General features: G+C 53.0%; 24 protein-coding genes and 1 tRNA gene. 11 read left to right on the forward strand and 14 right to left on the reverse strand.

All coding sequences use genetic code 11. The annotated features are described in order from the left end of the window. Positions 1 to 474 precede the first annotated feature (474 nt). A complete protein-coding gene (gene rcsA, locus N5J69_RS03340; protein WP_279768041.1) occupies positions 475 to 1110 on the forward strand; it encodes a transcriptional regulator RcsA in 636 nt (211 codons plus the stop codon). 141 nt (positions 1111 to 1251) lie between these two features. Then, positions 1252 to 2958, forward strand: a complete 1707-nt coding sequence (locus tag N5J69_RS03345) for a methyl-accepting chemotaxis protein (protein WP_279768042.1) — start codon at positions 1252 to 1254, stop codon at positions 2956 to 2958. Positions 2959 to 3063: 105 nt separating this feature from the next. Here the strand turns inward: N5J69_RS03345 and dsrB are convergent, their stop codons facing one another. Both dsrB and N5J69_RS03355 read right to left on the reverse strand, forming a co-directional pair. Beyond that, a complete protein-coding gene (dsrB, locus tag N5J69_RS03350) occupies positions 3064 to 3258 on the reverse strand; it encodes a protein DsrB (RefSeq protein ID WP_279768044.1) in 195 nt (64 codons plus the stop codon). 62 nt (positions 3259 to 3320) lie between these two features. Continuing rightward, positions 3321 to 3479, reverse strand: a complete 159-nt coding sequence (locus N5J69_RS03355; protein ID WP_013358294.1) for a YqaE/Pmp3 family membrane protein — start codon at positions 3477 to 3479, stop codon at positions 3321 to 3323. Between the two features lie 316 nt (positions 3480 to 3795). Between N5J69_RS03355 and N5J69_RS03360 the strand changes: the two genes are divergently transcribed. The 3 genes from N5J69_RS03360 to N5J69_RS03370 all read left to right on the forward strand — a co-directional run bounded on the left by N5J69_RS03360 (position 3796) and on the right by N5J69_RS03370 (position 6426). Next, a complete protein-coding gene (locus tag N5J69_RS03360; protein WP_279768046.1) occupies positions 3796 to 4029 on the forward strand; it encodes a DUF2525 domain-containing protein in 234 nt (77 codons plus the stop codon). 354 nt (positions 4030 to 4383) lie between these two features. Then, positions 4384 to 5175, forward strand: coding sequence for a mannosyl-3-phosphoglycerate phosphatase-related protein (locus N5J69_RS03365; protein ID WP_279768048.1), 792 nt, complete (start codon positions 4384 to 4386; stop codon positions 5173 to 5175). Positions 5176 to 5205: 30 nt separating this feature from the next. Beyond that, complete coding sequence (locus N5J69_RS03370) at positions 5206 to 6426, forward strand: glycosyl transferase (RefSeq protein WP_279768051.1); 1221 nt, start codon at positions 5206 to 5208, stop codon at positions 6424 to 6426. 85 nt (positions 6427 to 6511) lie between these two features. Here the strand turns inward: N5J69_RS03370 and N5J69_RS03375 are convergent, their stop codons facing one another. The 5 genes from N5J69_RS03375 to vsr form a co-directional block, all read right to left on the reverse strand. Then, positions 6512 to 6691: a DUF2158 domain-containing protein gene (locus N5J69_RS03375; protein WP_279768054.1), complete on the reverse strand. Its 180-nt coding sequence runs from the start codon at positions 6689 to 6691 to the stop codon at positions 6512 to 6514. A 185-nt stretch (positions 6692 to 6876) separates the two neighbouring features. Then, positions 6877 to 7008, reverse strand: coding sequence for a hypothetical protein (locus N5J69_RS03380; protein WP_003854444.1), 132 nt, complete (start codon positions 7006 to 7008; stop codon positions 6877 to 6879). A 33-nt stretch (positions 7009 to 7041) separates the two neighbouring features. After that, positions 7042 to 7953 carry a DUF808 domain-containing protein gene (locus N5J69_RS03385; RefSeq protein ID WP_279768056.1) on the reverse strand — a complete coding sequence of 304 codons (912 nt, stop codon included), beginning with the start codon at positions 7951 to 7953 and terminating at the stop codon, positions 7042 to 7044. A gap of 10 nt (positions 7954 to 7963) precedes the next feature. Beyond that, a complete protein-coding gene (locus N5J69_RS03390; RefSeq protein WP_279768058.1) occupies positions 7964 to 8239 on the reverse strand; it encodes a hypothetical protein in 276 nt (91 codons plus the stop codon). A gap of 52 nt (positions 8240 to 8291) precedes the next feature. After that, entirely contained in the window at positions 8292 to 8771 is a 480-nt protein-coding gene (vsr, locus tag N5J69_RS03395; RefSeq protein ID WP_279768060.1) for a DNA mismatch endonuclease Vsr, read from the reverse strand. A gap of 190 nt (positions 8772 to 8961) precedes the next feature. Between vsr and dcm the strand changes: the two genes are divergently transcribed. Then, positions 8962 to 10350, forward strand: a complete 1389-nt coding sequence (dcm, locus tag N5J69_RS03400) for a DNA (cytosine-5-)-methyltransferase (RefSeq protein WP_279768061.1) — start codon at positions 8962 to 8964, stop codon at positions 10348 to 10350. Between the two features lie 29 nt (positions 10351 to 10379). Here dcm and N5J69_RS03405 read toward each other — a convergent pair whose 3' ends face one another. Next, a complete protein-coding gene (locus tag N5J69_RS03405) occupies positions 10380 to 10661 on the reverse strand; it encodes an Arc family DNA-binding protein (RefSeq protein ID WP_279768063.1) in 282 nt (93 codons plus the stop codon). A 72-nt stretch (positions 10662 to 10733) separates the two neighbouring features. Then, positions 10734 to 11438, reverse strand: a complete 705-nt coding sequence (locus N5J69_RS03410; protein WP_279768064.1) for a phosphohydrolase — start codon at positions 11436 to 11438, stop codon at positions 10734 to 10736. Between the two features lie 611 nt (positions 11439 to 12049). Here N5J69_RS03410 and N5J69_RS03415 point away from each other — a divergent pair. The 3 genes from N5J69_RS03415 (at position 12050) to N5J69_RS03425 (ending at position 13855) form a co-directional block, all read left to right on the forward strand. Then, positions 12050 to 12727: a hypothetical protein gene (locus N5J69_RS03415; protein ID WP_279768066.1), complete on the forward strand. Its 678-nt coding sequence runs from the start codon at positions 12050 to 12052 to the stop codon at positions 12725 to 12727. A 172-nt stretch (positions 12728 to 12899) separates the two neighbouring features. Next, positions 12900 to 13676 (forward strand): DgsA anti-repressor MtfA, encoded by a 777-nt coding sequence (mtfA, locus tag N5J69_RS03420; protein WP_279768068.1) that lies wholly within the window; start codon positions 12900 to 12902, stop codon positions 13674 to 13676. Between the two features lie 103 nt (positions 13677 to 13779). Beyond that, positions 13780 to 13855: transfer RNA gene (locus tag N5J69_RS03425), tRNA-Asn, on the forward strand. 348 nt (positions 13856 to 14203) lie between these two features. On the opposite strand, the gene N5J69_RS03430 is transcribed toward N5J69_RS03425, so the two are convergent. Then, positions 14204 to 14449 carry a colicin E3-like toxin immunity protein gene (locus tag N5J69_RS03430; RefSeq protein ID WP_279768069.1) on the reverse strand — a complete coding sequence of 82 codons (246 nt, stop codon included), beginning with the start codon at positions 14447 to 14449 and terminating at the stop codon, positions 14204 to 14206. 8 nt (positions 14450 to 14457) lie between these two features. Continuing rightward, positions 14458 to 16047, reverse strand: coding sequence for a colicin E3/pyocin S6 family cytotoxin (locus N5J69_RS03435; protein ID WP_279768103.1), 1590 nt, complete (start codon positions 16045 to 16047; stop codon positions 14458 to 14460). A gap of 779 nt (positions 16048 to 16826) precedes the next feature. On the opposite strand from N5J69_RS03435, the gene N5J69_RS03440 reads away from it, so the two are divergent. Further along, complete coding sequence (locus N5J69_RS03440) at positions 16827 to 17207, forward strand: YidB family protein (protein ID WP_279768070.1); 381 nt, start codon at positions 16827 to 16829, stop codon at positions 17205 to 17207. 480 nt (positions 17208 to 17687) lie between these two features. Here the strand turns inward: N5J69_RS03440 and N5J69_RS03445 are convergent, their stop codons facing one another. From N5J69_RS03445 to N5J69_RS03455, 3 genes are all read right to left on the reverse strand, one after another. After that, on the reverse strand, positions 17688 to 17843 hold the full coding sequence (locus N5J69_RS03445) for a hypothetical protein (protein WP_279768071.1): 156 nt from the start codon (positions 17841 to 17843) through the stop codon (positions 17688 to 17690). Between the two features lie 145 nt (positions 17844 to 17988). After that, a complete protein-coding gene (locus N5J69_RS03450; protein WP_279768072.1) occupies positions 17989 to 19101 on the reverse strand; it encodes a beta-propeller fold lactonase family protein in 1113 nt (370 codons plus the stop codon). 187 nt (positions 19102 to 19288) lie between these two features. Further along, positions 19289 to 20698 carry an EmmdR/YeeO family multidrug/toxin efflux MATE transporter gene (locus N5J69_RS03455; protein WP_279768104.1) on the reverse strand — a complete coding sequence of 470 codons (1410 nt, stop codon included), beginning with the start codon at positions 20696 to 20698 and terminating at the stop codon, positions 19289 to 19291. A 462-nt stretch (positions 20699 to 21160) separates the two neighbouring features. Between N5J69_RS03455 and N5J69_RS03460 the strand changes: the two genes are divergently transcribed. Further along, the gene (locus N5J69_RS03460) at positions 21161 to 22615 is read left to right on the forward strand and encodes an AMP nucleosidase (RefSeq protein ID WP_279768073.1); all 1455 of its coding nucleotides are present in this window, start codon (positions 21161 to 21163) and stop codon (positions 22613 to 22615) included. The last annotated feature ends 163 nt before the right edge of the window (positions 22616 to 22778 follow it).

Here is a 22778-nt window from a genome sequence, read left to right on the forward strand (position 1 = left end):
TATTTTAGTTGGGTGGTTCACAGAAGCGGTCAGACTGTGAATGTGCAGGCAAAACCGGTAATACACTGAATTTACAAGAGAAAAAACATTAAGTGATTTTTCTTGTTAAAAAATGTTTTTTCCGGCATTGTCATCGCACGCTGAGACTTCACACTTTCGTAAAACAAATGTTTTTGAGAATTGTCCTATCAGAAAACTCCGTGTTTTCATGGATAGTGACATCGGTTCCAAAAAAATGAGTCTTACTTAACCTCTGGCACTTCACTGGCACTCCCCGCCACTGCCGGAGAATGTGTGACGTCATGGCAGCACAAATTTTTTGCAGAACGGGTCAGGGATGAAGACTTTTACAGGCGTTTGCCTGTTGCCACACTGCACGAGCAGAATAAAAAAGTACCTAAGAAATCTCTCTCGTACCGCAACGCGTATTCATCGTTGATTTAAACGGATAACAAATTGGTGAGGGTCGCTATTATGCCAACTATTATTATGGATTCCTGCAACTACACACGCCTGGGATTATCAGACTACATGTCTTCAAAAGGAGTTAAGAAGAAAAATATCTCTTCTGTCTCCGATATTGAGCAACTACAGCAAAAATGTGAGCAATTAAATCCTGGCGTCGTTTTTATTAATGAAGATTGTTTCATTCATGAATCAGACTCCAGCGAACGTATTCGTAGCATTATTACGCAGCATCCTGATACGCTGTTCTTTATATTCATGGCGATTAGCAATATCCATTTTGAGGAATATCTCTACGTTCGTAAGAACCTGATTATTACATCAAAATCGATGAAAACATCGACCCTGGATTCCTTACTCAGCACCTATTTGCAGAAGAAGCTTAACCAGTCTGCGCGTATCTCTGCGGGCATGGATGTTCACCCGCTGACGCTAAGCCAGACTGAGTCAAATATGCTGAAGATGTGGATGTCAGGTCATGATACCATCCAGATCTCAGATAAAATGCAGATTAAGGCCAAAACGGTATCGTCACACAAAGGTAATATTAAACGCAAAATCAAAACCCATAATAAACAGGTTATTTATCATGTGGTGCGTTTAACCGATAATGTGACCTCGGGTATTTACGTTAATATTCGATGATCGTCAAACCCTAAGAACCGGCCTGAATGGCCGGTTTTTTTTTGCGCTAAATTGGGAGCCAGGTCTCACTCTTACCGTTAAGTCTTTACGCTCTTTTGCCGATGTTTAGCCTTATAACAACAGCCTTAAGAGAGCAAGGATATGAACACTGCATTAGATAATGATGGACAGAAAATCGCTGGCATCTGGCAGAATCTCCGCCTGGTGCCGCTGTTTAGCCTGATCTTCAGCGGCATTTTGCTGCTGTTCGCACTCTGTATTGGTGTCGCCAGTTACTTTCTCATTTCAGGCAACCACTCCCTTGATGATGCCACGGACGAAATCCAGGTGCGCATGGGCCTTTCCAACAGCTCTAACCACCTGCGTACTGCACGCCTGACCATTATTCAGGCCGGTGCCGCCGCGCGTATCGGTGAAATGGACGAGTTTCGCGCCAACGTGGCGGCTGCCGAAAAACGTATTCAGCAGGCGAAAGATGGCTTTGCCGTGTATGAGGCGCGCAAAGTGAAGTCCCCGGCGGACGTTGAGCTGGATGCCACGCTGCAGGCACGCTTCAATAATTACATTAATAAAGGCCTGATACCGATGATTAATGCCGGTAAACAGGGCAGCTTTGAAGGCATTATTGCGCAGGAGACGGATGTTACCCGCAAGCTGGATGATGAGTATAACGCCGTATTACTGAAGGCGATCAAAATCCGTACTGACCGCGCCAACGCCATTACCGCAGAAGCCGATCATCAGTCGCGCATCGGCTTTATCTCCATGGCCGTGGCCTTCAGTGCCGCACTGGTGCTGGTGCTGATGACCTTTGTCTTCCTGCGTCGCGTGGTCATTAACCCGCTGCGCCAGTCCGTGCTGCGCATTGAACGCATTGCCCAGGGCGATCTGACCTCCGCTCCCCTGCCCTATGGCCGCAGTGAGATTGGTACGCTTATCCATAACCTGCAACTGATGCAGCAGGCGCTGGTCACGACCGTCGGAACAGTGCGTGAAGGTGCCGTCGCGATCTATCAGGGCTCCAGCGAAATTTCAGCCGGTAACACCGATCTCTCCTCACGCACCGAGCAGCAGGCGGCAGCACTGGAGCAGACCGCAGCCAGCATGGAGCAGCTCACCGCCACGGTGAAACAGAACGCAGAGAATGCCCATCACGCCAGCCAGCTGGCTGCAGATGCCTCGGGTAAAGCGCACAGCGGCGGCGAGCTGGTCAGCAGCGTGGTGAAAACCATGACCAATATTTCCGGCAGTTCGAAGAAGATTGCAGAGATAACCAACGTCATTAACAGCATCGCGTTTCAGACCAACATCCTGGCGCTGAACGCAGCGGTAGAAGCCGCGCGTGCCGGTGAACAGGGTCGCGGCTTTGCTGTGGTGGCAAGCGAAGTGCGCAATCTGGCCCAGCGCAGTGCGCAGGCGGCCAAAGAGATTGAATCCCTGATTGCTGAGTCAGTCACGCTGATTAATGACGGTTCACATCAGGTTGGCGTAGCGGGCAGCACGATGGGTGAGATTGTCGAAGCGGTACGTCGCGTTACCGATATTATGTCCGAGATTGCCGCGGCGTCAGACGAGCAGAGCCGGGGTATTCAGCAGGTGAGCCAGGCGGTCACTGAAATGGATAACGTCACTCAGCAGAACGCCTCGCTGGTGGAAGAAGCTTCCGCTGCTGCTGCCTCGCTGGAAGATCAGGCGGGTAAACTGACGCAGGCGGTGGCGGCATTCCGTTTGCAGGATTCGCCCGCCACGAAAGGTACCGTGGCACGTGTTACTTCGCCAGCAAAAACAGCGGCACTGGCGCCCCGTCCGGCGCTGGCTGCGGGCAGCGATAACTGGGAAACGTTCTGACGCCCTTCCGGTAACCGTCTGCTGCTGTCAGCATCGGCAGACGTCCTGAATGCAAAAAGCCCCTTTACGGCTGCCGTAAAGGGGCTTTTTTAGTGCGCGTCAGCCTCAGGCTTCGGGGTAAGGCTCGACAAAGATGCCATCTGGCTGCTGTGTTTCATTAAAGAACCAGATACCCAGTGGATAATCTTCCAGCGCCACCAGAAACATGGTGCCTTCATTAAACGGCTCCATAGCCAGAATGGTGCCAACGCGACGCGGGCCGCCATCGGTTTTAACGCTGACGCGGTCATTTACCTTCATTTCGGTTCTCCTGATTATTTACTGCGTACAGTCTAAACGAAGAACCGGGGCGATGCAGCGCGTTAGCGGCGGGCAATGACCCAGACGGCATGAACGATACCCGGAATATAACCACAGATCGTCAGCAGAATGTTCAGCCAGAAAGCACCGCCGAAACCCACCTGCATAAACACGCCCAGCGGGGGCAGCAGAATTGCAATAATGATTCTTAAGATGTCCATAACCATTCCTTTAGGTATTGAAAAAAATCAGCTTTATCATTAACTATAGCTGAATCTGCTATGTTCAGGCGCAAAGTCAGGTAAATCTGAGTAAGGACCACTTTTGCAATTTCTTAACATTTCACCGCAAGACTTCTTACGCGTCCGGCCGTTACACTCTTCTCACTGCATCCCCCCATAGATGCAGCCACAACCTAAAAGTAACAAGGATTTTGCCCGCGCAGCGCGGGCTTTTTTTTGCCTGCGATCGGCCCACTCCCGTCTTTCTGCCCCACGTTCTATACTGATTATTCTGTTTGCTCGCAGGAGTCAGAAAATGACAGACGAAAAGCAGCACAGCGATGCGCAGTCATCCGATCTGAAGGTTGATGTCGAGGGCTTACTGGCGGCGATTCAGGCGAAAACGTCAGGAGAGATTCGGGATTACATGGAGCAGGGCCAGCTGCCACGGGTCGAAGTTGAAGGCCAGGTGTTCCACTCTTATACGGAACTGGCGGACGCATTTGAAATCGACATTTGCGATTATCGCGCCTATGAAGCTAACCGCTGAAATCGATTTCAAAAAAATACCCGGCGGGAAGGCCGGGTAAAAATTCAATTCGTTACACCAGGGAATTCTTAACACCCCTGCAGATTACGCGATCGCATCGCCGAAACAAGCATCAGATATGCACGTTTCTGCAACGCAACGGGTCGTTTTAGCGCAATCGTTGCCGAAAACACCGCGCCAGCCAGTGACTTAGCCCTTGCACATCTCTTGCATCGCTTCCCTTACCGCCCTTTCTTTTTAAGATTTATCCTGGATTTTCAGCCAGCGTGGCAGGAAAAAAAGTGTGAGCCATATTCAACTATAATATTGAAAAATCGCTGCTTTAGCCGCGAACGTGATGAAAGGAGCCTGTTCATGCCCGATCTTCAACAACCGTTAATGATTATTACCGATCTGGATGGTTCGCTACTCGACCATCATACCTATCGCTGGGAGGCGGCCACCGGGTGGCTCACAACGCTGAAACAGCACGGCGTGCCGGTGGTGATCTGTTCCAGTAAAACAGCCGCCGAGATTCTGCCGCTGCAAAAAAGGCTGAGTATCAGTGGTTCACCCTTTATTGCCGAGAACGGTGCCGTGGTCCAGACAGACGATCAGCAGCGGATCCGTCTGCCGGATAACACGCTGAGTTATGACGCAATCTGCCAGCGGCTGGCTGCACTCAAAACAACCTTCCGCTTTACCGGCTTTCATGACTTCTCCGATCCGGACGTTGCCTCAATGACCGGACTGAGTGAGGCAGATGCAGCGCTGTCGCGTCAGCGCGACGCGTCTGAAGTAATTGTCTGGCGCGACAGCGACGAGGCTTTTGATCGGTTCCGGGAGGCGCTGCAGGCTGACGGCCTGGCGCTGACCCAGGGCGGGCGTTTCTGGCATGTGATGCCCGCAGGCAGCGGCAAAGGCGACGCGCTGCGCTGGCTGCTGGAACATTCTCCCGGTGAAGCACGTACGACAATCGGTCTGGGTGACGGGCCTAACGATGCCCCGATGCTGGATGCGGTTGATTATGCCGTGGTGATTAAGGGCTACAGTAAAACGCCGGTAACACTCAGCCGGACCGACCCGCAGCAGGTCTATCATACCGCTCACCACGGCCCCGAAGGCTGGCGTGAAGGCCTGGACTATTTTTTGACTCAACCTCAATAAGCTGCCCACGGGCATTAAAAGGATGATGCGATGAGTGACTTTTATCAGAATGGCGTAATCACCAACTTCCACAATCTGACCCACCGCAGCGTGGAGTCGCTGGAAAAAGAGATGGTTCGCTTTGCCCGCAAACGCAAAATGGGGCTGATCCTGCCATCGCTGTTTTCCGAACTTGAAGGCCCGGCGCTGACGAAAATCGTCGATGAGCTGGCAAAAGTGCCCTATCTGGATGAAATTGTGATTGGTCTTGATCGTGCCGACCGCGATCAGTTCCTGTTTGCCCGTGAGTTTTTCTCCCGTCTGCCGCAGCGGCATCGCATTCTGTGGAATGACGGCCCGCGTCTGAAAGCCATTGATGCGGAACTGGATAAAGAAGGCCTGTCGCCCACCAATCCGGGTAAAGGCCGCAACGTCTGGTTCTGCACCGGATATACGCTGGCGTCAGATCGCACCAGCTGCGTGGCGCTGCATGACTGCGATATTGTCACTTATGAGCGTGGCATGCTGGCCCGCCTGCTCTATCCACTGGCGAACCCGGCGTTTCAGTATGAGTTCTGTAAGGGCTTCTACGCACGCGTCGCGGATGGCAAGCTCAACGGTCGCGTGGGTCGCCTGCTGGTGGGGCCGCTGCTGCGCTCCTTGCAGAAGGTCTATGGCCATTCTGAATACCTGGATTACCTGACCAGCTTCCGCTATCCGCTCTCCGGGGAGTTCGCCATGCGCACGCATGTGCTCAACGGCATTAAAATCCCCGGCGACTGGGGACTGGAAATTGGCGTGCTGTCGGAGATTTACCGTAACTACACCACCCGCCAGTCATGCCAGGTTGAGATCGCTGATAATTACGATCACAAACATCAGCCGCTGGCTGAAGAGGATGGCACCGGTGGCCTTAAACGCATGAGCAGCGATATCGTCCAGTCACTGCTGCGTAAGCTCGCGACAATGGGTGTGCCGCTGACCAGCGATTCATTCCGGGTGCTGAAAGCAACCTATTACCGTAATGCGCTGGATATGATGGAGACCTATAACCACGAAGCCGCGATGAACGGACTGAAGTTTGATCAGCACGTCGAGGAAGCCGCGGTGGAGATGTTTACCCAGTCGATTCTGGAAGCCGGACAGGCCTTTATTGAGCGTCCAAACGATAAGCCGTTTATTCCGAGCTGGAGCCGCGTTCAGTCGGCGTTCCCGGATGTATTGCAGCGTATCTATCAGGCGGTTGAAGAGGATAATGACGGAAACGTCTGAACCGGAACGGCACAGGGCGTGTGTCGGACCACAGGCTGTGTGAAACCGGGCCTGACGGGTCGCCTGACCCTCAGGCCTGATGCTGTCAGCTCGCCAGCTGCTGCGCCGGATTCAGGGCGCAGAGCTCATCACTGCGAAACGCTTCACTGCGCACGGCATAGCCGTCATACCAGCGGCACTCCACCATCCCACTGGCGTAGCCGGTCACCACCATCGTATGACCTTCTTCCTTGTGCTGCACTTTTTCACTGATTGCGAAAACCATGTTGCGCTCCTTTCATGCCTGTTATTAACCTGGGTGATTATTTTCTTTATAGCAGGCAAAGGCGACCCTTGCCTGTTAAGGCACGCAAAAAAAGGGCAAATTCAGAATTATGTAGAAGGATATGCGGAAAATAAAAAAAGCGGATAAAAAATATTATCCGCTTTGAAGAAGGGTTGACGCTGACGTCAGATTTTACAGCCTTCGCAATCGGCTTCGTCACCGAGATCATCCGGCACTTCGCTGGCTTTTTTCTCCGCTTTCGCTTCAGCCTGCTCAAGTTGTGCATCAATATCAAATTCAAACATATCGTCGTTCATCGTCATTCTCCTGACCGTCAATCACAGTGCGCTTTATACCGATTTTCCGCGCACTCTGGCAATAAGGTTAACCACTAACAGCACGATCGACCCAATGATGAAACCAAGCACCAGGTTTGCGCCGTTGCTGAGCAGCATCGCGATCCAGCCGCTGAAACCGCCGCTGACTTCCTCAATCAGATGATGCAAAGGCGCAATGCCATGCACCACGATACCGCCGCCGACCAGGAACATCGCAAGGGTGCCGACCACCGAGAGAATCTTCATCAGCCAGGGCGCGGCAGCCAGCAGCACGCTGCCGATACCCTGCGCAAAGCGCGACGGCTTTTCACGCAGCCAGAAACCGAGATCGTCAATTTTTACAATGGCTGCCACGATGCCGTAAACGCCAACCGTAACCAGAATGGCGATGCCCGCCAGGATGATCACCTGGCTGAGAAGCGGCGCTTCCGACACAATCCCTAAGGTAATTGCGACAATTTCTGCTGAGAGGATGAAATCGGTGCGCACCGCGCCTTTGATTTTTTTCTTCTCATACTCTGCCGCGTTCTGATTCGCCAGCGAATCGAGTCGCTGCTGCCGCGCTTCCGGTGATTTGCTCTGCTTGTCGTGTTGCAGACTGTGCATGACTTTTTCCACGCCTTCATAGCAAAGATAGGCACCGCCAATCATCAGCAATGGGGTAATCAGCCAGGGAGCAAACGCGGAAATAATCAGCGCCAGCGGCACCAGAATGAGTTTGTTAAGAAACGATCCTTTGGCCACGCCCCAGACTACGGGCAACTCACGGTTGGCTTTTACGCCGGTGACCTGCTGTGCATTCAGCGACAAATCATCGCCCAGTACGCCAGCGGTCTTTTTTGCCGCCACTTTTCCCATGACGGAAATATCATCCAGAAGTGTTGCAATATCATCAAGTAAAGTCAGTAAACTGGTGCCCGCCAAAATCTTATCCTTAGTCTGGTTCGTTATGTTGACAACATGGGCAGCGCTCAATTTCCGTCACGGTCATCTCCGCGATGCCCTCACAATCCCACTCCACCCTCACCCTGTCACCTGCGGCTCCGTCAGCATGCAGATATTTGCTGACCGGACTTTCGGTCATGCCGGTGATCTCCTCCGTGGCGATAAGCCTGTCGCCGCAATAGACCCGCGCTGTTGCTTTGGTGTTCACCATCCGCTCATCACGAATCTGGTAAAGGCGTTTTACCGTCAGTTTTATGCTGCTCATGTCAGGCTCCTGGCCACGGAGAAAGCGCCGATCTAACCAATTATGTCCCTGATTAGCAATCTGCGTTGTAATGATGAATGCCCTGATGGTCGATCTCGGCACTCGCCGACATCGCCAGCAACCACTCTTCCAGCCGCTCCAGCAGATCCTGGTCCGCCAGGCGCAGTTTGCCACGCAGGGCGCACTCCCAGATGATCAGCACTTTCCAGCCGCCTTCCTGCAGCTGACGGACATAGCGCCGGTCACGTTCAACATTGCTGTTGATTTTTCCGGTCCAGAATTCTGTGCGCGTCGCCGGCAGCTTAAACAGATAGCAGTGATGACGATGCCAGAAGCAGCCATGAACAAAAATTATCGCCTGCTGTTCGGTCAGAACAAAATCCGGTCGTCCCGGCAGATTTTTATCCTGCACGCGAAAGCTGAATCCCCGATCTTTCAGCAACAGCGCAATACGTTGCTCAATGGCCGTATCCTGAGCGCGAATGGCACGCATATTTTTACTGCGTGTTTCGCTGGAGTGAACATCAGCCATACCTTCTCCTTTTTTGCTGGTCCTGTAACTTTAGTCTGCGTCACGAAAAGCGAAAGCCACCACCGGACGACTTCGGAACGTGCGCCGCAAAAACAGAACATTCCGGGGCTCTGACACAGGGCACATCCCGGCAATTTCCTCACAGCCTCTGGAGTGATAGCATAGGCCCCTTACTGTTAAGGAAAAACGCATGCATCCCGCCGCTCTCGCTGAACCACTCTCTGCTGCACATTCATCTGTTGATGCGTCTGAACTTCTTCAGCAGGTGCTGGCCATCTATTCGGTTCGTGATCTCACGGCCCGCCTGCAGCAGGCGGGATTTTCCTGCTGGACGCCGACCCTGCTGAACCGCATCCGTCAGGGTAAAAGCGCCCTGCCATCGCTGTGTGAGGCGGAGCTGTTGCTGTTACAGCGTCTGCTGCCGAGCCGTCCCGCTCATTATGATAATCCTGAGTTTCGTTTTATCGATCTCTTTGCCGGGATTGGCGGCATCCGGAAAGGGTTTGAGGCGATCGGCGGCAAGTGTGTGTTTACCAGTGAATGGAACAAAGAGGCGGTGCGCACGTACAAAGCCAACCACTACAGCGACCCGCTGGAGCATCACTTCAATACTGACATCCGTCAGGTCACCCAGCCGGAAGGTCTGACCGGTGATGAAGAGATATACCGCGCAATTGATGCGGCCATCCCCGATCATCAGGTGCTGCTGGCCGGTTTTCCCTGTCAGCCTTTTTCGCTGGCGGGCGTCAGCAAGAAAAATGCGCTGGGCCGGGCCCACGGTTTTGAGTGTCAGGTGCAGGGCACGCTGTTTTTCGATGTTGCCCGCATTCTGGCCGCCAAGAAGCCGCCCTTTTTTGTGCTGGAAAACGTGAAAAACCTTAAGAGCCACGATAAAGGCCGTACCTTCGCCATTATCATGGAGACGCTGGATGAGCTGGGCTATGACGTTGCAGATGCTGGCGCAGGCAGCCCAGATGCCAAAGTGATTGATGCGCGTCACTTCCTGCCGCAGCATCGTGAACGCATTGTGCTGGTGGGTATCCGCCGTGACCTGAAAAAGCAGGATTTCACATTACGTGACATCCGTCGTTTCTATCCGGCGCAGGTGCCGAGCCTGCAAAGCCTGCTGGAGCCCGCGCCAGACGACAAATATATCCTGTCGCCGGTGCTGTGGCGATACCTCTACCAGTATGCGAAAAAACACAAAGCCAAAGGCAATGGCTTTGGCTTTGGCCTTAACGATCCGCGAAATCCTGACTGCTGCGTACGAACGCTGTCAGCACGCTACTACAAAGATGGCTCAGAGATTCTGATCGACCGCGGCTGGGACAGTACTCGGGGTGAAGCGGAGTTTCAGGATGCCGATAACATGGCGCGCCGGCCACGTCGTCTTTCCCCGCGCGAGTGCGCCCGCCTGATGGGCTTTGACGTGCCGGGCCGCGAGCCGTTCCGCATTCCGGTTTCAGATACCCAGGCCTACAAGCAGTTTGGTAACTCGGTGGTGGTGCCGGTGTTTGCGGCGGTGGCGCAGCTGCTGCTGCCGCATATCCGTCAGCTGAAGGCATCTGAACTGAAATGAAAAAACCCGTCTGACGACGGGTTTTTGGTTTATTTTTTCTTCTTGCTCTGTTTCTTCAGCAGCAGGCGAATCTGCTTCAACTCGGCGGCGCTTAATCCGTCGGCCTTTGCGTCATGAGCACTGGCTCCCTCAGCGGCTTCTTCGGTGGTGTCCTGATTATCAATGGCCGGATGTGGATGCGTTTCCAGACTGGCCTGCAAACGCTGCACAATTTCCTGGCTCATTGAAATCTGGTTTTCCAGCGCCAGTTGTTTAATTGTTTCTTTCAGCTCAGGATCAATTTTAATCGTTAAATTAACAGTTTCGGTCATCGGGGAGCTCCTTTTTGTTATTGCTCACACGCTACCGGATGACCGTTTCGATTAACATACTGTCATAAAAATTTAATATTCGGTTTTCAGGGGGGTGAAATCCCGCAGTACGCCCTCATCCATCCCCACCAGATTGCCCTGAAGCTCGGCATAAAGCTTGGCCATGTAGCGCACCAGAAAATCGGCGTTATGTTCAGCCAGCATGCGGCCTGTTTCGGTGTGCATGGTTTCCGGCAGACGCAGCAGCTTCTTCTGGAAATGGTCCAGCGTCCATTTCACATCATTCAGCTCGCGGTCTTTCCCCAGCGGGTCCTGACTGTCAAACAGCGGGCGATTGAGCGCACCAGCGGTGTAAAAGACCCGCGCCAGCCCAATCGCACCCAGCGACTCCAGCCGGTCAGCATCCTGAACGATTTTAGCTTCCAGCGTCTGAGGCGGTATACCGGCGCTGAAACTGTGTGTTTTAACGGCATGCATGACGGCATCAATCTTTTCAGCCGGAAAGTCGAGAAAATCCTGCTGCAGAATGCGCTGAGTTTCAGTGGCTGCATAGGTCGAGGCGAGATGACGTTCCGGATGATTCTTTGGAAGGTTCACTACGTCATGAAAATAGCAGGCGGTAAGCACCACCAGCGGATCCGCATTCGTGCCGGTCGTGATTCGCTGCGCGCTCATCCAGACGCGCCGCAGATGGGCGATATCGTGCGCGCCGTCGTCGTGGATCCAGTTGGCCTGAAACCAGCTTTCAAAGCGAGATTGCCAGAGTGTGAGTGACATAATCTATCTCCCTGTAGTGATCGACAGCAGCGTCTCTGTCGTGATCAGTGCGCGAACGGCAAGCCATCATAGCGACTGGCTAATGACACTTTTTTTACAGTGCTGTTGAAAAGAGCGGAGCTGCCGGCGATTTCGGGCAGAAAAATGAGATCTGGATCATCTGTATAGCATCTCTGTTACATAAATACCGCAATTTCGGCGGTTTTCAGCCTTTCCTTAGTGAATTGCTGCTAAGAAAATTAGTTTAACAGCAGTAATGTTTGATTCATTCTGAAGCGGTCCGGGAGTGCGTGCTTAACTTTTTTTTGTCACGTGATTAATTGTAAAAATGTGGGCGGCAGCAGGTGAAAAAATCTGAAAAGGTTCCTATTTTTACCGTTATAACGTACTGTATCCGGGCTGTTCGTCGCGTTCTGCCGATTGCGTGATAAGCTTTGGTGCGCTTTTTGCATTTTGCTGGTTTTTAATACCCAACGTGACAATTTGAAAGTGACTGTCAGGCGACAAATTATTAAGCAAAATGATTTAAAGCTTTTATTATAACGTTCAGGTGCGAAGCAATTGGACGTTTACAGCAGTAACCGGGTTCTACTAATAAAAAGAGGTAATCCATGAAAGAACGGCCGATTCTTTTTTCCGAACAGCGTGTTCGTGCCCTGTTGGTTGGCCAGCAAACGCAAACCCGGCGCATTATGAAAACTCAGGCTTTCGGGCCGGGACAGGATCATCACGAAGGCGTACACGCTTTCGATGTCAGTGCTAACCATCTGCATGGCTACAAAATGATGTCGATGACCGATATCAGCTATCAGTGCCCCTACGGTAAACCGGGTGACATCCTCTGGGTACGGGAAACCTGGCGCGGTCCAATGGTGCCAGAGAGCGATCTGGCCGAATATGAACGCGATCCAACGCCCTTTCGCCTGCCGGAATATTGCCAGTATCGTGCCGACAGCAATGAGCTGGGTCAGCATGCGATGAGCACCCCCGAAGCCGAGGAGTTTGGCTGGCAGACCGCTATTCATATGCCGCGCTGGGCCAGCCGCATCAACCTCGAAATTACCGGCGTGCGTGCCGAGAAGATTCAGGATATCAGTGAAGATGACATTATGGCGGAGGGTGTTCAGACCGATTCGCACTTCCTTAATAACTTCTTCACGATGAATGTGAATTCTGAGTCGCCGAAAGAGGCCTATCGCAAAGCCTGGGAAAAACAGTACGGCGCGACCAGCTGGGAAGTGAATCCCTGGGTCTGGGTCATTGAATTTCAGCGCGTCGAACGCAACTAATGCCTCAGCCCTGCGCTTTGCGGGTTAAATCACAGACAACGGTCGCACTAACGGGTTGAATAGACACCCTTCACGCCTGAAGTCAGAGAGACGATGCCAGCATTCGATGCTGGCATTTTTATGTCTGCCGCGTCAGGATAGCGAAATAGCCCGGTTCTGTGCAGGAGTTGCGATGTTTAAATGGCCCTGGAAAACGCATAACGACACCACGCTGGCGGCACTGCCGTGGCAACAGGGACTGTCACAGCCTGTCTTCAGCCCGCTTGATGAGACCGAACAGCAGGCGCTGGTAGAGCTGGCGAAGCGCTTTCTGCAACAGAAAAAACTGGTGCCTCTCGGAGGCGCACAGCTGGATGAACTGCGCAGCGTGCGGATCGCCCTGCTCTTTTCTCTGCCGGTGCTGAAGCTGGGTCTGGAGTGGCTGGACGGGTTTCATGATGTGCTGATCTATCCCGAGCCGTTCGAGGTCGAGGATCAGTGGCAGGATGAAGCTGGGCTGGTTCACAGCGCACCTGCCGTTCATGCCGGGCAGAGCTGGACCCAGGGACCGGTGGTGCTCAACTGGCTCGATATCCAGGATTCGTTCGATCTTTCCGGCTTTAATCTGGTGATCCATGAGGTGGCACACAAGCTGGACGCACGCGGCAGCGGTTATACCAGCGGCGTTCCGGTGATACCATTGCGTGACGTCGCACTCTGGGAAAGGGATTTACGTGCCGCGATGGCAGAGATTGAGAGTGAAGTGGAACTGGTGGGGGAACAGGCCGCCACTATCGATCCTTACGCAGCCAGCGATCCGGCTGAGTGCTTCGCCGTCCTTTCTGAATATTTCTTTACGGCTCCGGTTCTGCTGGCCGAACGTTTTCCCGCCATGTATCAGCATCTGCGCCAGTTTTATCAGCAGGATCCCCTGAGCCGAATGGCTTCTGATACGGCCCGGACTGCTTAAAACACGATCGTATTGCGTTAAAGCTAGCCAGTTGAATGATAATGTATTTTTTGCTGTTGACACCCGAGAGCGACGTCGCTAATATTCGCCTCGTTCCAACGATTCCTCTGTAGTTCAGTCGGTAGAACGGCGGACTGTTAATCCGTATGTCACTGGTTCGAGTCCAGTCAGAGGAGCCAGATTAAAGAAACCAGATGTCTCACGACGTCTGGTTTTTTGCTTTCTGTCAGCTGGACATTTCTTTCTTCAGGTTCCCCCTCGTTTTCTAAAACCGCCCGAAGCCATATCATGTTGCCTGTAAAAATGCTGGTTCGATTTCCCTTTTAGCAACAAATGGGGGGATGCCGTTATGTCACTTACTGATCCTAAAGTAAAAAACGTTAAGCTCCTCGATAAGGGATGCAAGCTGACTGATGGCTTTTGTTGGCGCACTTTAGCTAAGTGTTCGGGAAGTTCAGGAATAAAGCAGCCCAAAAGGCCAGTTGTGCTGCTTATATCAAGTTGAATGGAAAATGTATATTATTTTATTAATCTCGTTTAAATATTAGCTGGTAGTCATATTTATCGAAATCAATGTGGTGTGAAAATAATGGTTGTAAATCGTTCTTCCACGAACTTAACACATCGAATCCACCGTCATATATTCTTCCATCAAATGGTAAGTTAAATTTTTTGATCAGACTCCCATCCTGACCTAAATCCGCAGAGGTCTCTTTGTTAACCAAAATCTCATCTTTTTTATCAAACCATTCTAATGTTAATTTCAGTCCCATCTTTCACCTCAAAGATATCTTTTAATATTTCGGCCTTTAACTGCAGGTTTTAACTGCTCACCTGTTTTATAATCTACAGACCCTAAATGCTCACCATCACTTGCCCTGTATTCCTCAAGCTCACCGTGCTGAGAATCCCATTCATAAATCCTCCTGCCTTTAGCATCAACCCAACGCTCTCTAAGTCCACCGCCACCTTGTTTAGGTGTTTTTTTCTTAGCCTGTCTAAGACCTGAAATACCAATTTCACTGGTTTCCGGGGCTGGATGATAATCATGATCTTTGTCAGGAATACCGGAACGTCCCTGACTAAGATATACATAAATCGGTGGAATATCCGATATTGGCAGAATAAGAATATAATCCGCAAACGTCTTCTCCTCCGCTGCCGGAGTGGTCGTTGCCTCAATACGGGTATCTTCCGGCAGCGGATCAACAACTACCGGGTTCGGTATCCTTACCGGGTTCAGGTTGCCCGTATCTGAAGGAACATTGGCACCTGAACTGTCTGGCGTCCAGATGATGGTGATACGTGGATCTTCCTCTGTGGTAAACGTATACGCCTTCCGGCTGCTGTCCCACTCCATTTTACGCACACGCACCCTGTCTTTACCGGGTGGTGTATGCCAGCCATGAGGAACCGGATTACCTTTATCATCCTGCTCCCACGTATAACGCACGCGGCTTGGTGCTTCACGCATCTGCTCAAGTCTCATGCGGTCAATAAAGTCCTGTTCACCGTCATTGAGCCTGCCGGGCATCATTCCCAGCACAACTGCTGTGATGGGAGCACCGGGACCACCGGCAGCAATCCTTCCCAGTCCTGTGGCCATCTCACCCAGTTTTACTGCCCATGTTCCTGACGTAATGGCACTGCCGCCTACCAGACCAAGAACGCTGGCTCCTTCAACAGCCGTCTGGACATTAGCAGCACTGGTCGCTGCGGCGGTTGCCCGCTGGTATTCGACCTCCTCATGATTACCAAACCACCATTTATGCAGAACACTTCGCTTCTTTGGCTCTGGAATCTCTTCAGCAGGTTTCTTTTTCCTGGCGGTCTGAGCATGTTGTGGAACATCCGTATCTGATGCCGGATCTTCCGTAAGAACAGCCTGATAAAATGCCATTGAAGCAAAATTGGTATGAGGTTCCTGCTCTTCCCCGGCATCATTACAGCCCTCACCCCGAAGGCAGGATTTGGCAAAGACGCGGTTGCGGTCGCGTTCTTCAGCCAGCCGTTTTTCCTCTGCCTTCTGCTGCGCCTGCTCTTTCCGCAACGTCACAAGAGCAAGCAATCGCGCCTTTTCTGCCTGCTCTTCGGGCGTATCATCCCTGATATAGCAATCCGGGATGGACGGGATGAACCTTGCCCGGCACGGACATGAGCTTACACTGTCCAGCGTTCCTGCCAGCCTTCTGCCTTCGTCCAGGGCATCAGATGTTCCACCCAGAATTTTATACGCTCCAGGATGCTGGCCGCACGACACGAGGTCACCTTCCCGTGCTCCCGCCACGCCATACCAGCTTAACGTTTCATCCCCGGTGAGTATCTTTCCCCCGCAGGTCGTCGAATCACCTGCCCGCAGGTAAAAACCCATCGCGCCCATTAGTCTGTTCTCCTGTCCCTGAAGACGTTACCTGACGAAATATCCAGGATAAGTTTATTGCTTAATCGACAATACATTCCCTTCTCCCTGTCAATATCACGGCTAAATTGATGAAACATTAACCGGCTTAAAATCCAGATTAAATTCTGTTTTTACTATGAGGTTAAGAAAACCAACTAAGCAACAACGCATCCTGTTAATAATGTTATCGCTCCCCTGGCTGGGTTCACAGCCGAATATCCCGGGAGAATTTATTCAGCGCAAAGATTTTCATATGCGATGAAGCGCTAATAATACGGCTTAGCCATCGCGTTAAGTCTATCCCCTATGTTCACCGTATCAGCTAAAAATCAGAACGTATCTTCAACATTTTCATCAATGTCATATAACAACTCGGCACCCAATTTTTATATTGTCCAGAATGCTCACAATTACTCCTCTGTCGTTTCCTGTTCGTTTACTTTAATTGAATAAACAGGATTGCCAGAAAAACATCGCGCAGCGTACGCTATATCGGTTTTTATTTCGTTTCGTTGATTTAAACCATAGCTAAAGTGGGTTTTAAATCATGGACGCAATTTTATGGGTTCTGTTGAACCTGCTTATCGACGTGCTGCCTGGCGGTGTCGTCAGTACCGCCCTGAATTCTGGCAGGGTCAGTGCGCTGAATAGTCACAGTACTGCCAGGGCAGGTTCAGTTATTGTGCTGTCCGTCATCCATAAAATCAGCGCATATCAGATGGCTTAACTTATTACTCTACGGGGAAAGAATGCGTTTACTGGATACAGTGCTGGCGATGTGCGGCCTGAATACGCAAACCAGCCAGGAAGTGAAAGGTGTGCTGGAGTGGATTGAACAACAAGGCGGTTTGCCTGCCATCGTAAGTTATCTTCAGCGCGGTGCGTACAGTGAAGTGGTTAATTCCTGGCTGAGCGATCAGCAAAACGTTGTTCTGAGCAGTGAACTGGTGCAGAAGATGATGAGTCCGGTGGCAATTGAGCAACTGGCTACGCGAATGGGTATCAGCACCTGTGATGCAGTGAATCTGCTGGCCAGATATCTGCCGCAACTGGTTGATAAAGCGTCCTCTGCTGGCGTGCTCAATAAAAAAGTCGCACTCACCGGGCTGGTCTGTCAGTTAACGCATTAAGCGCGACGCCATTGAAAGATAAAGCCTGCTATAAGATAACGCTTTTAAACGTATCAGGATTTATTACGCCGGTTTCTGGCTTAAACAGGCGTTTAAACGGCAAACCGTGGTTGCCGTCTAAGGGGTGGCAGACTGAACGAGGCTGGAACGACCGGGCACAAGAAACCGGCGCACCCACAGGTGCCCTCGCCCGGCCCACCATTGAGATGAAGCAAGCGACGATGAAACGTTATTACCAGCATGTACGATTGGCGTTCTGTTGCCTGATGGGCAGGTAAAAAAAGAACAGGGTGATAAAGGATGGACGTGAGCGAATGATAATGAAAGAGAGCCCGCAGAACGTAAAATGCCAGAAACACCCGATTGTCTATATTTGCCAGCCTCTTCTTTGACAAACGATTTGACACTCATGCCCTGCCCTCTGAACGCTAAAAGGCCCGCACCATCGCGGGCCTTTAACCAGACAACACACAACAACCATTATTTTTCATGGAAGCGCTGCACTGCCGGATAGTATTCCAGTCCATACAGCTGGCTCAATGGCAGCAGCAGTTCAACGTTAACATCATGCACATGCTCACCCGCCGCAGGACCGCTCAGCAGCTGTTCAAACCAGGCTATCAGTTTCTGTTTCATCTCAGGTTCTCCGCATCAGTTGATGCCCTGAGTAAACCTGCTTATGCGGGTAATCTGAAGCAAAAATTTCTGCGCTGCTTATGCCGGAAACAGCATAAGCAGCAAACCGACTGTTTAGCCTTCAGGCGCTGGCTGCTCAAAACATTTACAGCGTTATCAGCGTCACCCAGTTTGCCCCTTTTCCGGCGGGCGCTTCAGCCACCCGTTTGAGTTCGCCGCTGGCGGGATCGATGGCGTAACTGCCAATGACGGCACTCTTCTCTCCGCTGACGATCAGCCACTTACCCTGCGCATCAATCGCAATGCTGCGCGGCTGTTTTTCCACCGGCCAGCTGCCGATCAGCGTTAATTCACCTGACGCTTTATCGACCCGGTAACCGCTGACGGTGCTGGAGGTGCGCTCGGTCACATAGATAAACTCTCCATCCGGCGTGATTTTAATGTCTGCCGCCCAGATGCGCGGCGTCGGATCGCTATAGCCTGCCGGACGCTGCTCGCCATGCTGCAGGTTATATTTCTTCGCCACCGCGTTGGGCCAGGTTTTTAATGGCGTAAGCGTGCCATCGGCCGCGCGCCGGAACTGCGTAATGGTGCCGCTCATCTCGGCAAGGTTATAGAGAAAGCGATTATCCGGCGAAATCACCGAATGCCGCGCGCCGCTGTTCTTCTCGCCCTGCACAAATCCCGTACCCAGCGGCGTGATGGCCCCGTCACTGGCGAAGGTATATTGAAGCACCCGATCCGCGCCAAGGTTGCCAACGTAGATCGAATGATTGCTGACGTCGGTGATCACTGAATGGGCATGGGGTCCGGTCTTCACCTCACCCGTGACCTGGGCTGTCACGATGCCTTTATCATCAATGCGGTTGCTGGTGACAATATCACTGTCATAGGACGCGGCCAGCAGATAGCGCCCGCGCTTATCGGTGGTGATCCACGGAAAACTGGCCGCGACCGGGGTCACCGCCATTTTCTGCAAATCACCATCCGGACGGGTGACGCGCCAGCTGATGATGGCGTAAGGCGCAGTACGTAGCGCACCATAGAGCCGTTTTCCGTCCGGGCTGGCCGCCAGCGGCATAATTTTTTTCCCGGCGGGCGTATCGCCCCGCCATTGCAGGCTGCCATTCGCCTCGCTGAGCTGATAACGGGAAACCGTGCCGGATTCGGCATTCGACACATAAACAAAGGTTGTCGCCCACAGCGGGGGGCTACACAGCAGCGGCAGAAGTGCCAGCGCCGTTTTCAGACGGATCATAGGGTCACCTTGACAAGTAGTGTCTGCGTCAATGCGCAGCAGGCATTACGCTAATCCTGTCCGATAAGACTGGCTTTGTGCAACTGTCTGAAATTAATTCCGAAAGCCTGGAGATGTGACGGAGATGTTATTTTCAGGGGGGAGAGGATGCCTCCCCCCGCGCCCGGAGGTAGGCAAAGGCATAACGCTAACCCGTTTTCGCTATCATCTTATAATAGCGGTCGAGCCACTTACCGCTGTTGAGCCGCCACCAGAAGAAGATGCCGCGCACCGTCCAGTCAAGGAACATCCCCAGCCAGACGCCGGTAACGCCCATCCCCAGTTCAATGCCGAGCAGGTATCCCGCCACCACGCGTGCGCCCCACATGCTGAACATCGACACATACATGGTGTAGCGCGCATCGCGTGCGCCTTTGAGACCGGCGGGCAGCACCCATGACGCGGCCCATAACGGCATAAACAACGCATTAAGCCAGAGCAGATGCTTCGTCACGTTTATCACCTCCGGGTCGCTGGTGTAAAACCGCGCCAGCAAGCCGGCCATCGGCACTGTCAGCAGCGCGATTGCACTCAGGCACACCGTTGCCAGCCAGAAAACATGCCGCACCTGCCGCTCCGCCTGGAACACCTGATTTTTACCCAGACGGGTGCCGGTGATAATGGTGGATGCGGAACCGAGTGCATTGCCCGGCAGGTTGATCAGTGAGGCGACCGAAAAAGCGATAAAGTTACCGGCAATCTCGCTGGTGCCCATGCCTGCCACAAACACCTGTGTCAGCAGCTTACCGCCGTTGAATAGCACCGACTCGATACTGGCGGGCACGCCTATCCCTAAAACTTCCATCAGAATGCTGCTGTTCCAGCGCCGGAAATAGCTCGACAGCGTGATTTTCAGCGAGGCGTTAAAGCCGATCATCAGCACGTAAATCACCGCAATCGCCCCGATGTAGCGGGTAATGGTCAACCCGAGACCGGCACCGATAAACCCTAAACCGTCCCACGAGAAGCAGCCATAGATCAGCACGCTACTGATAATGATGTTGAGGATGTTCATGCCGCCGTTAATCAGCATCGGAATTTTTGTGTTACCCGCGCCCCGCAGCGCCCCGCTGCCGATCAGGGTAATGGCCGCCGCCGGATAGCTCCAGGCGGAGGTCTGCAGATAGCTCAGCGCCAGCGCTTTAACTTTGGGGTCAGCGGCACCGGCGATGGCATCGACAATCAGATGGCCCCAGAACTCAATGGCGATCACCAGCACAAAGGCGAGTATCGTCATCATAGCCAGCGACTGGCGCGTGGCGGCGCGGGCGCGCTTGCCGTTGCGTTTTGCCAGGCTGAACGCCACCACCACCGTGGTGCCGAGATCGATAGCCGCAAAGAACGAGATGATCACCATGTTGAAGCTGTCGGCCAGGCCGACGCCCGCCATTGCCTCTTTACCCAGCCAGCTGACCAGGAAGGTGCTCAGTACGCCCATCAACAGCACACAGGCGTTCTCGAAGAAGATAGGCACTGCTAATGGCGATATTTCACGCCAGTAGAGCGTGCGATAAGAACGGCGTTTCGGGTACCACGCCGTGCGCTTGATCGCCTGCATCACTGCTACGCCGGGATTTTGCAAAGGATTACCAAATCAGAAGAGACTGACGAGATCTAATGATGATAGGGGGCAGAGAAATATGCAAAGTCTTTCCGGGACAAATTAATCATGGTTACAAACTTTTTGGTCTCATTACGGCAGATTCTGCCTCGCTGCGCCGCCATCTGTAGCAAACCTGATTATTTTCGGGACGTTACGAATGGCTGTCAGTCCGGTGTCACCCGCTTTAAGATCACCCTATTCCCCTCTGCAGCGCAATAAAAACGGCCGTATCGCCAGCTTCGATAGTGAAGATTTCCTTAATGAATTTTTGTGATGCGCGTTCCGGCTCAGCGCCGCACGGGTCAGATTGCGCGCATCGTTAGCACAAAAAAAAGGCGATCATAGATTCTTCACCAATCTCTGCAACAAACCCGCTAAGCTTGGGGCAAATTGCGGAAAAAAATGGAAGGAGAAACCATGCCGACACAACGGAAAAACCTGACCAGCCAGCAGGCGCTGGATGAACTTGAACGCCTGTACAATGACGCTGTCACTGCGCTGCGTACGGCAATTAAAACCTTTACCGAAAACGGTGCGCTGCCCGATGCCGCCGAGCGGAAAAAAGGACTTTTTGTTTACCCGGAGCTGCGTATCACCTGGCACGGCGAAGGCCCGCAGCAGAATCGTACGCGTGCCTGGGGTCGTTTCACCCACACCGGCAGTTACAGCACCACCGTGACCCGGCCAGCGTTGCTGCGTCACTACATTGCTGAACAGCTGGCGATGCTGGAAAAGGAGTATCAGCTGGAGATCGATGTGGTGCCCTCCAGCCAGGAGATCCCCTATCCTTACGTGATCGACGGCTCCGACCTGTCACTGGATCGAACGATGAGCGCCGGTATTGCGCGCCACTTCCCGACAACCGAGCTGTCGCAGATTGGCGATGAGACGACCGACGGTCTGTTCCACGCTGATGCAAAATTCCCGCTGTCCCACTTCGACGCGCTGCGAACCGACTTTTCGCTGGCCCGCCTGCGTCACTACACCGGCACCAGCGTGGAGCACTTCCAGCCGTTTGTGCTGTTCACCAACTACACCCGTTATGTGGATGAGTTTGTGCGCTGGGCGATTGAGCAGGTGCGCGATCCCGGCACCCCATACTACAGTCTGGCCTGCGCGGGTGATGTGGTGCTGACGGCTGAGACGGCCGACAGCGAGTCGATGCTCTCCGATCTGGCGTGGAAGAAGCACCAGATGCCTGCCTGGCACCTGACGTCACCGAATCGCCGTGGTATTACGCTGATTAACATCGGTGTTGGCCCGTCGAATGCCAAAACCATCTGCGATCATCTGGCGGTGATGCGTCCGCACGCCTGGCTGATGATTGGTCACTGTGGCGGTCTGCGCGAGAGCCAGCGGATCGGCGATTATGTCCTGGCCCACGCTTATCTGCGTGACGATCACGTGCTCGACAGCGTGCTCCCGCCAGACATCCCGGTGCCCAGCATTGCCGAAGTGCAGCGTGCGCTATATGACGCCACCAAATCGGTGAGCGGAATGCCAGGTGAAGAGGTGAAGCAGCGGTTACGTACCGGCACGGTGGTCACCACCGACGATCGCAACTGGGAGCTGCGCTACTCCGCATCCTCCCTGCGCTTTAACCTGAGCCGCGCGGTAGCAGTGGATATGGAGAGCGCCACCATTGCCGCGCAGGGCTATCGCTTCCGCGTGCCGTACGGCACGCTGCTATGCGTCTCGGATAAGCCGCTGCACGGCGAGATTAAGCTGCCCGGTCAGGCAAACCGTTTCTACGAGGGGGCGATTTCAGAGCATCTGCAGATTGGCATTCACGCAGTGGAGTTGCTGCGCGCCGAGGGCGATAAACTGCATTCGCGTAAGTTGCGGACGTTTAATGAGCCGCCTTTCAGGTAAGTTGTCGCCGCTGGCCTGGGGCGGTTAGTTCGCTGCAGCGCTAAAGCGGGTTGTGTCCGCTGCGCGAACGGGCTGCTGCGGCGCTGAGGCCGGGGGAGTTCGCTGCGCGAACGGGCTATGAGAAGGTTTCGTTCGCCTGGTGAGCCGGGCAGTTTCAGTTTCC

It is taken from the genome of Pantoea sp. GD03673, from assembly GCF_029844725.1.
Taxonomy (GTDB): Bacteria; Pseudomonadota; Gammaproteobacteria; order Enterobacterales; family Enterobacteriaceae; genus Pantoea.

What these genes read in the sequence shown, in the direction of transcription:
- rcsA (WP_279768041.1), top strand. Translation starts at nt 475, where the DNA reads ATGCCAACTATTATTATGGATTCCTGCAACTACACACGCCTGGGATTA.
- N5J69_RS03435 (WP_279768103.1), bottom strand. Translation starts at nt 16,047, where the DNA reads ATGGGTTTTTACCTGCGGGCAGGTGATTCGACGACCTGCGGGGGAAAG.
- N5J69_RS03445 (WP_279768071.1), bottom strand. Translation starts at nt 17,843, where the DNA reads ATGAAACAGAAACTGATAGCCTGGTTTGAACAGCTGCTGAGCGGTCCT.
- mtfA (WP_279768068.1), top strand. Translation starts at nt 12,900, where the DNA reads ATGTTTAAATGGCCCTGGAAAACGCATAACGACACCACGCTGGCGGCA.
- N5J69_RS03365 (WP_279768048.1), top strand. Translation starts at nt 4,384, where the DNA reads ATGCCCGATCTTCAACAACCGTTAATGATTATTACCGATCTGGATGGT.
- dsrB (WP_279768044.1), bottom strand. Translation starts at nt 3,258, where the DNA reads ATGAAGGTAAATGACCGCGTCAGCGTTAAAACCGATGGCGGCCCGCGT.
- vsr (WP_279768060.1), bottom strand. Translation starts at nt 8,771, where the DNA reads ATGGCTGATGTTCACTCCAGCGAAACACGCAGTAAAAATATGCGTGCC.
- N5J69_RS03440 (WP_279768070.1), top strand. Translation starts at nt 16,827, where the DNA reads ATGCGTTTACTGGATACAGTGCTGGCGATGTGCGGCCTGAATACGCAA.
- N5J69_RS03355 (WP_013358294.1), bottom strand. Translation starts at nt 3,479, where the DNA reads ATGGACATCTTAAGAATCATTATTGCAATTCTGCTGCCCCCGCTGGGC.
- dcm (WP_279768061.1), top strand. Translation starts at nt 8,962, where the DNA reads ATGCATCCCGCCGCTCTCGCTGAACCACTCTCTGCTGCACATTCATCT.
- N5J69_RS03410 (WP_279768064.1), bottom strand. Translation starts at nt 11,438, where the DNA reads ATGTCACTCACACTCTGGCAATCTCGCTTTGAAAGCTGGTTTCAGGCC.
- N5J69_RS03460 (WP_279768073.1), top strand. Translation starts at nt 21,161, where the DNA reads ATGCCGACACAACGGAAAAACCTGACCAGCCAGCAGGCGCTGGATGAA.
- N5J69_RS03375 (WP_279768054.1), bottom strand. Translation starts at nt 6,691, where the DNA reads ATGGTTTTCGCAATCAGTGAAAAAGTGCAGCACAAGGAAGAAGGTCAT.
- N5J69_RS03360 (WP_279768046.1), top strand. Translation starts at nt 3,796, where the DNA reads ATGACAGACGAAAAGCAGCACAGCGATGCGCAGTCATCCGATCTGAAG.
- N5J69_RS03450 (WP_279768072.1), bottom strand. Translation starts at nt 19,101, where the DNA reads ATGATCCGTCTGAAAACGGCGCTGGCACTTCTGCCGCTGCTGTGTAGC.
- N5J69_RS03370 (WP_279768051.1), top strand. Translation starts at nt 5,206, where the DNA reads ATGAGTGACTTTTATCAGAATGGCGTAATCACCAACTTCCACAATCTG.
- N5J69_RS03390 (WP_279768058.1), bottom strand. Translation starts at nt 8,239, where the DNA reads ATGAGCAGCATAAAACTGACGGTAAAACGCCTTTACCAGATTCGTGAT.
- N5J69_RS03415 (WP_279768066.1), top strand. Translation starts at nt 12,050, where the DNA reads ATGAAAGAACGGCCGATTCTTTTTTCCGAACAGCGTGTTCGTGCCCTG.
- N5J69_RS03405 (WP_279768063.1), bottom strand. Translation starts at nt 10,661, where the DNA reads ATGACCGAAACTGTTAATTTAACGATTAAAATTGATCCTGAGCTGAAA.
- N5J69_RS03430 (WP_279768069.1), bottom strand. Translation starts at nt 14,449, where the DNA reads ATGGGACTGAAATTAACATTAGAATGGTTTGATAAAAAAGATGAGATT.
- N5J69_RS03380 (WP_003854444.1), bottom strand. Translation starts at nt 7,008, where the DNA reads ATGAACGACGATATGTTTGAATTTGATATTGATGCACAACTTGAGCAG.
- N5J69_RS03345 (WP_279768042.1), top strand. Translation starts at nt 1,252, where the DNA reads ATGAACACTGCATTAGATAATGATGGACAGAAAATCGCTGGCATCTGG.
- N5J69_RS03455 (WP_279768104.1), bottom strand. Translation starts at nt 20,698, where the DNA reads ATGCAGGCGATCAAGCGCACGGCGTGGTACCCGAAACGCCGTTCTTAT.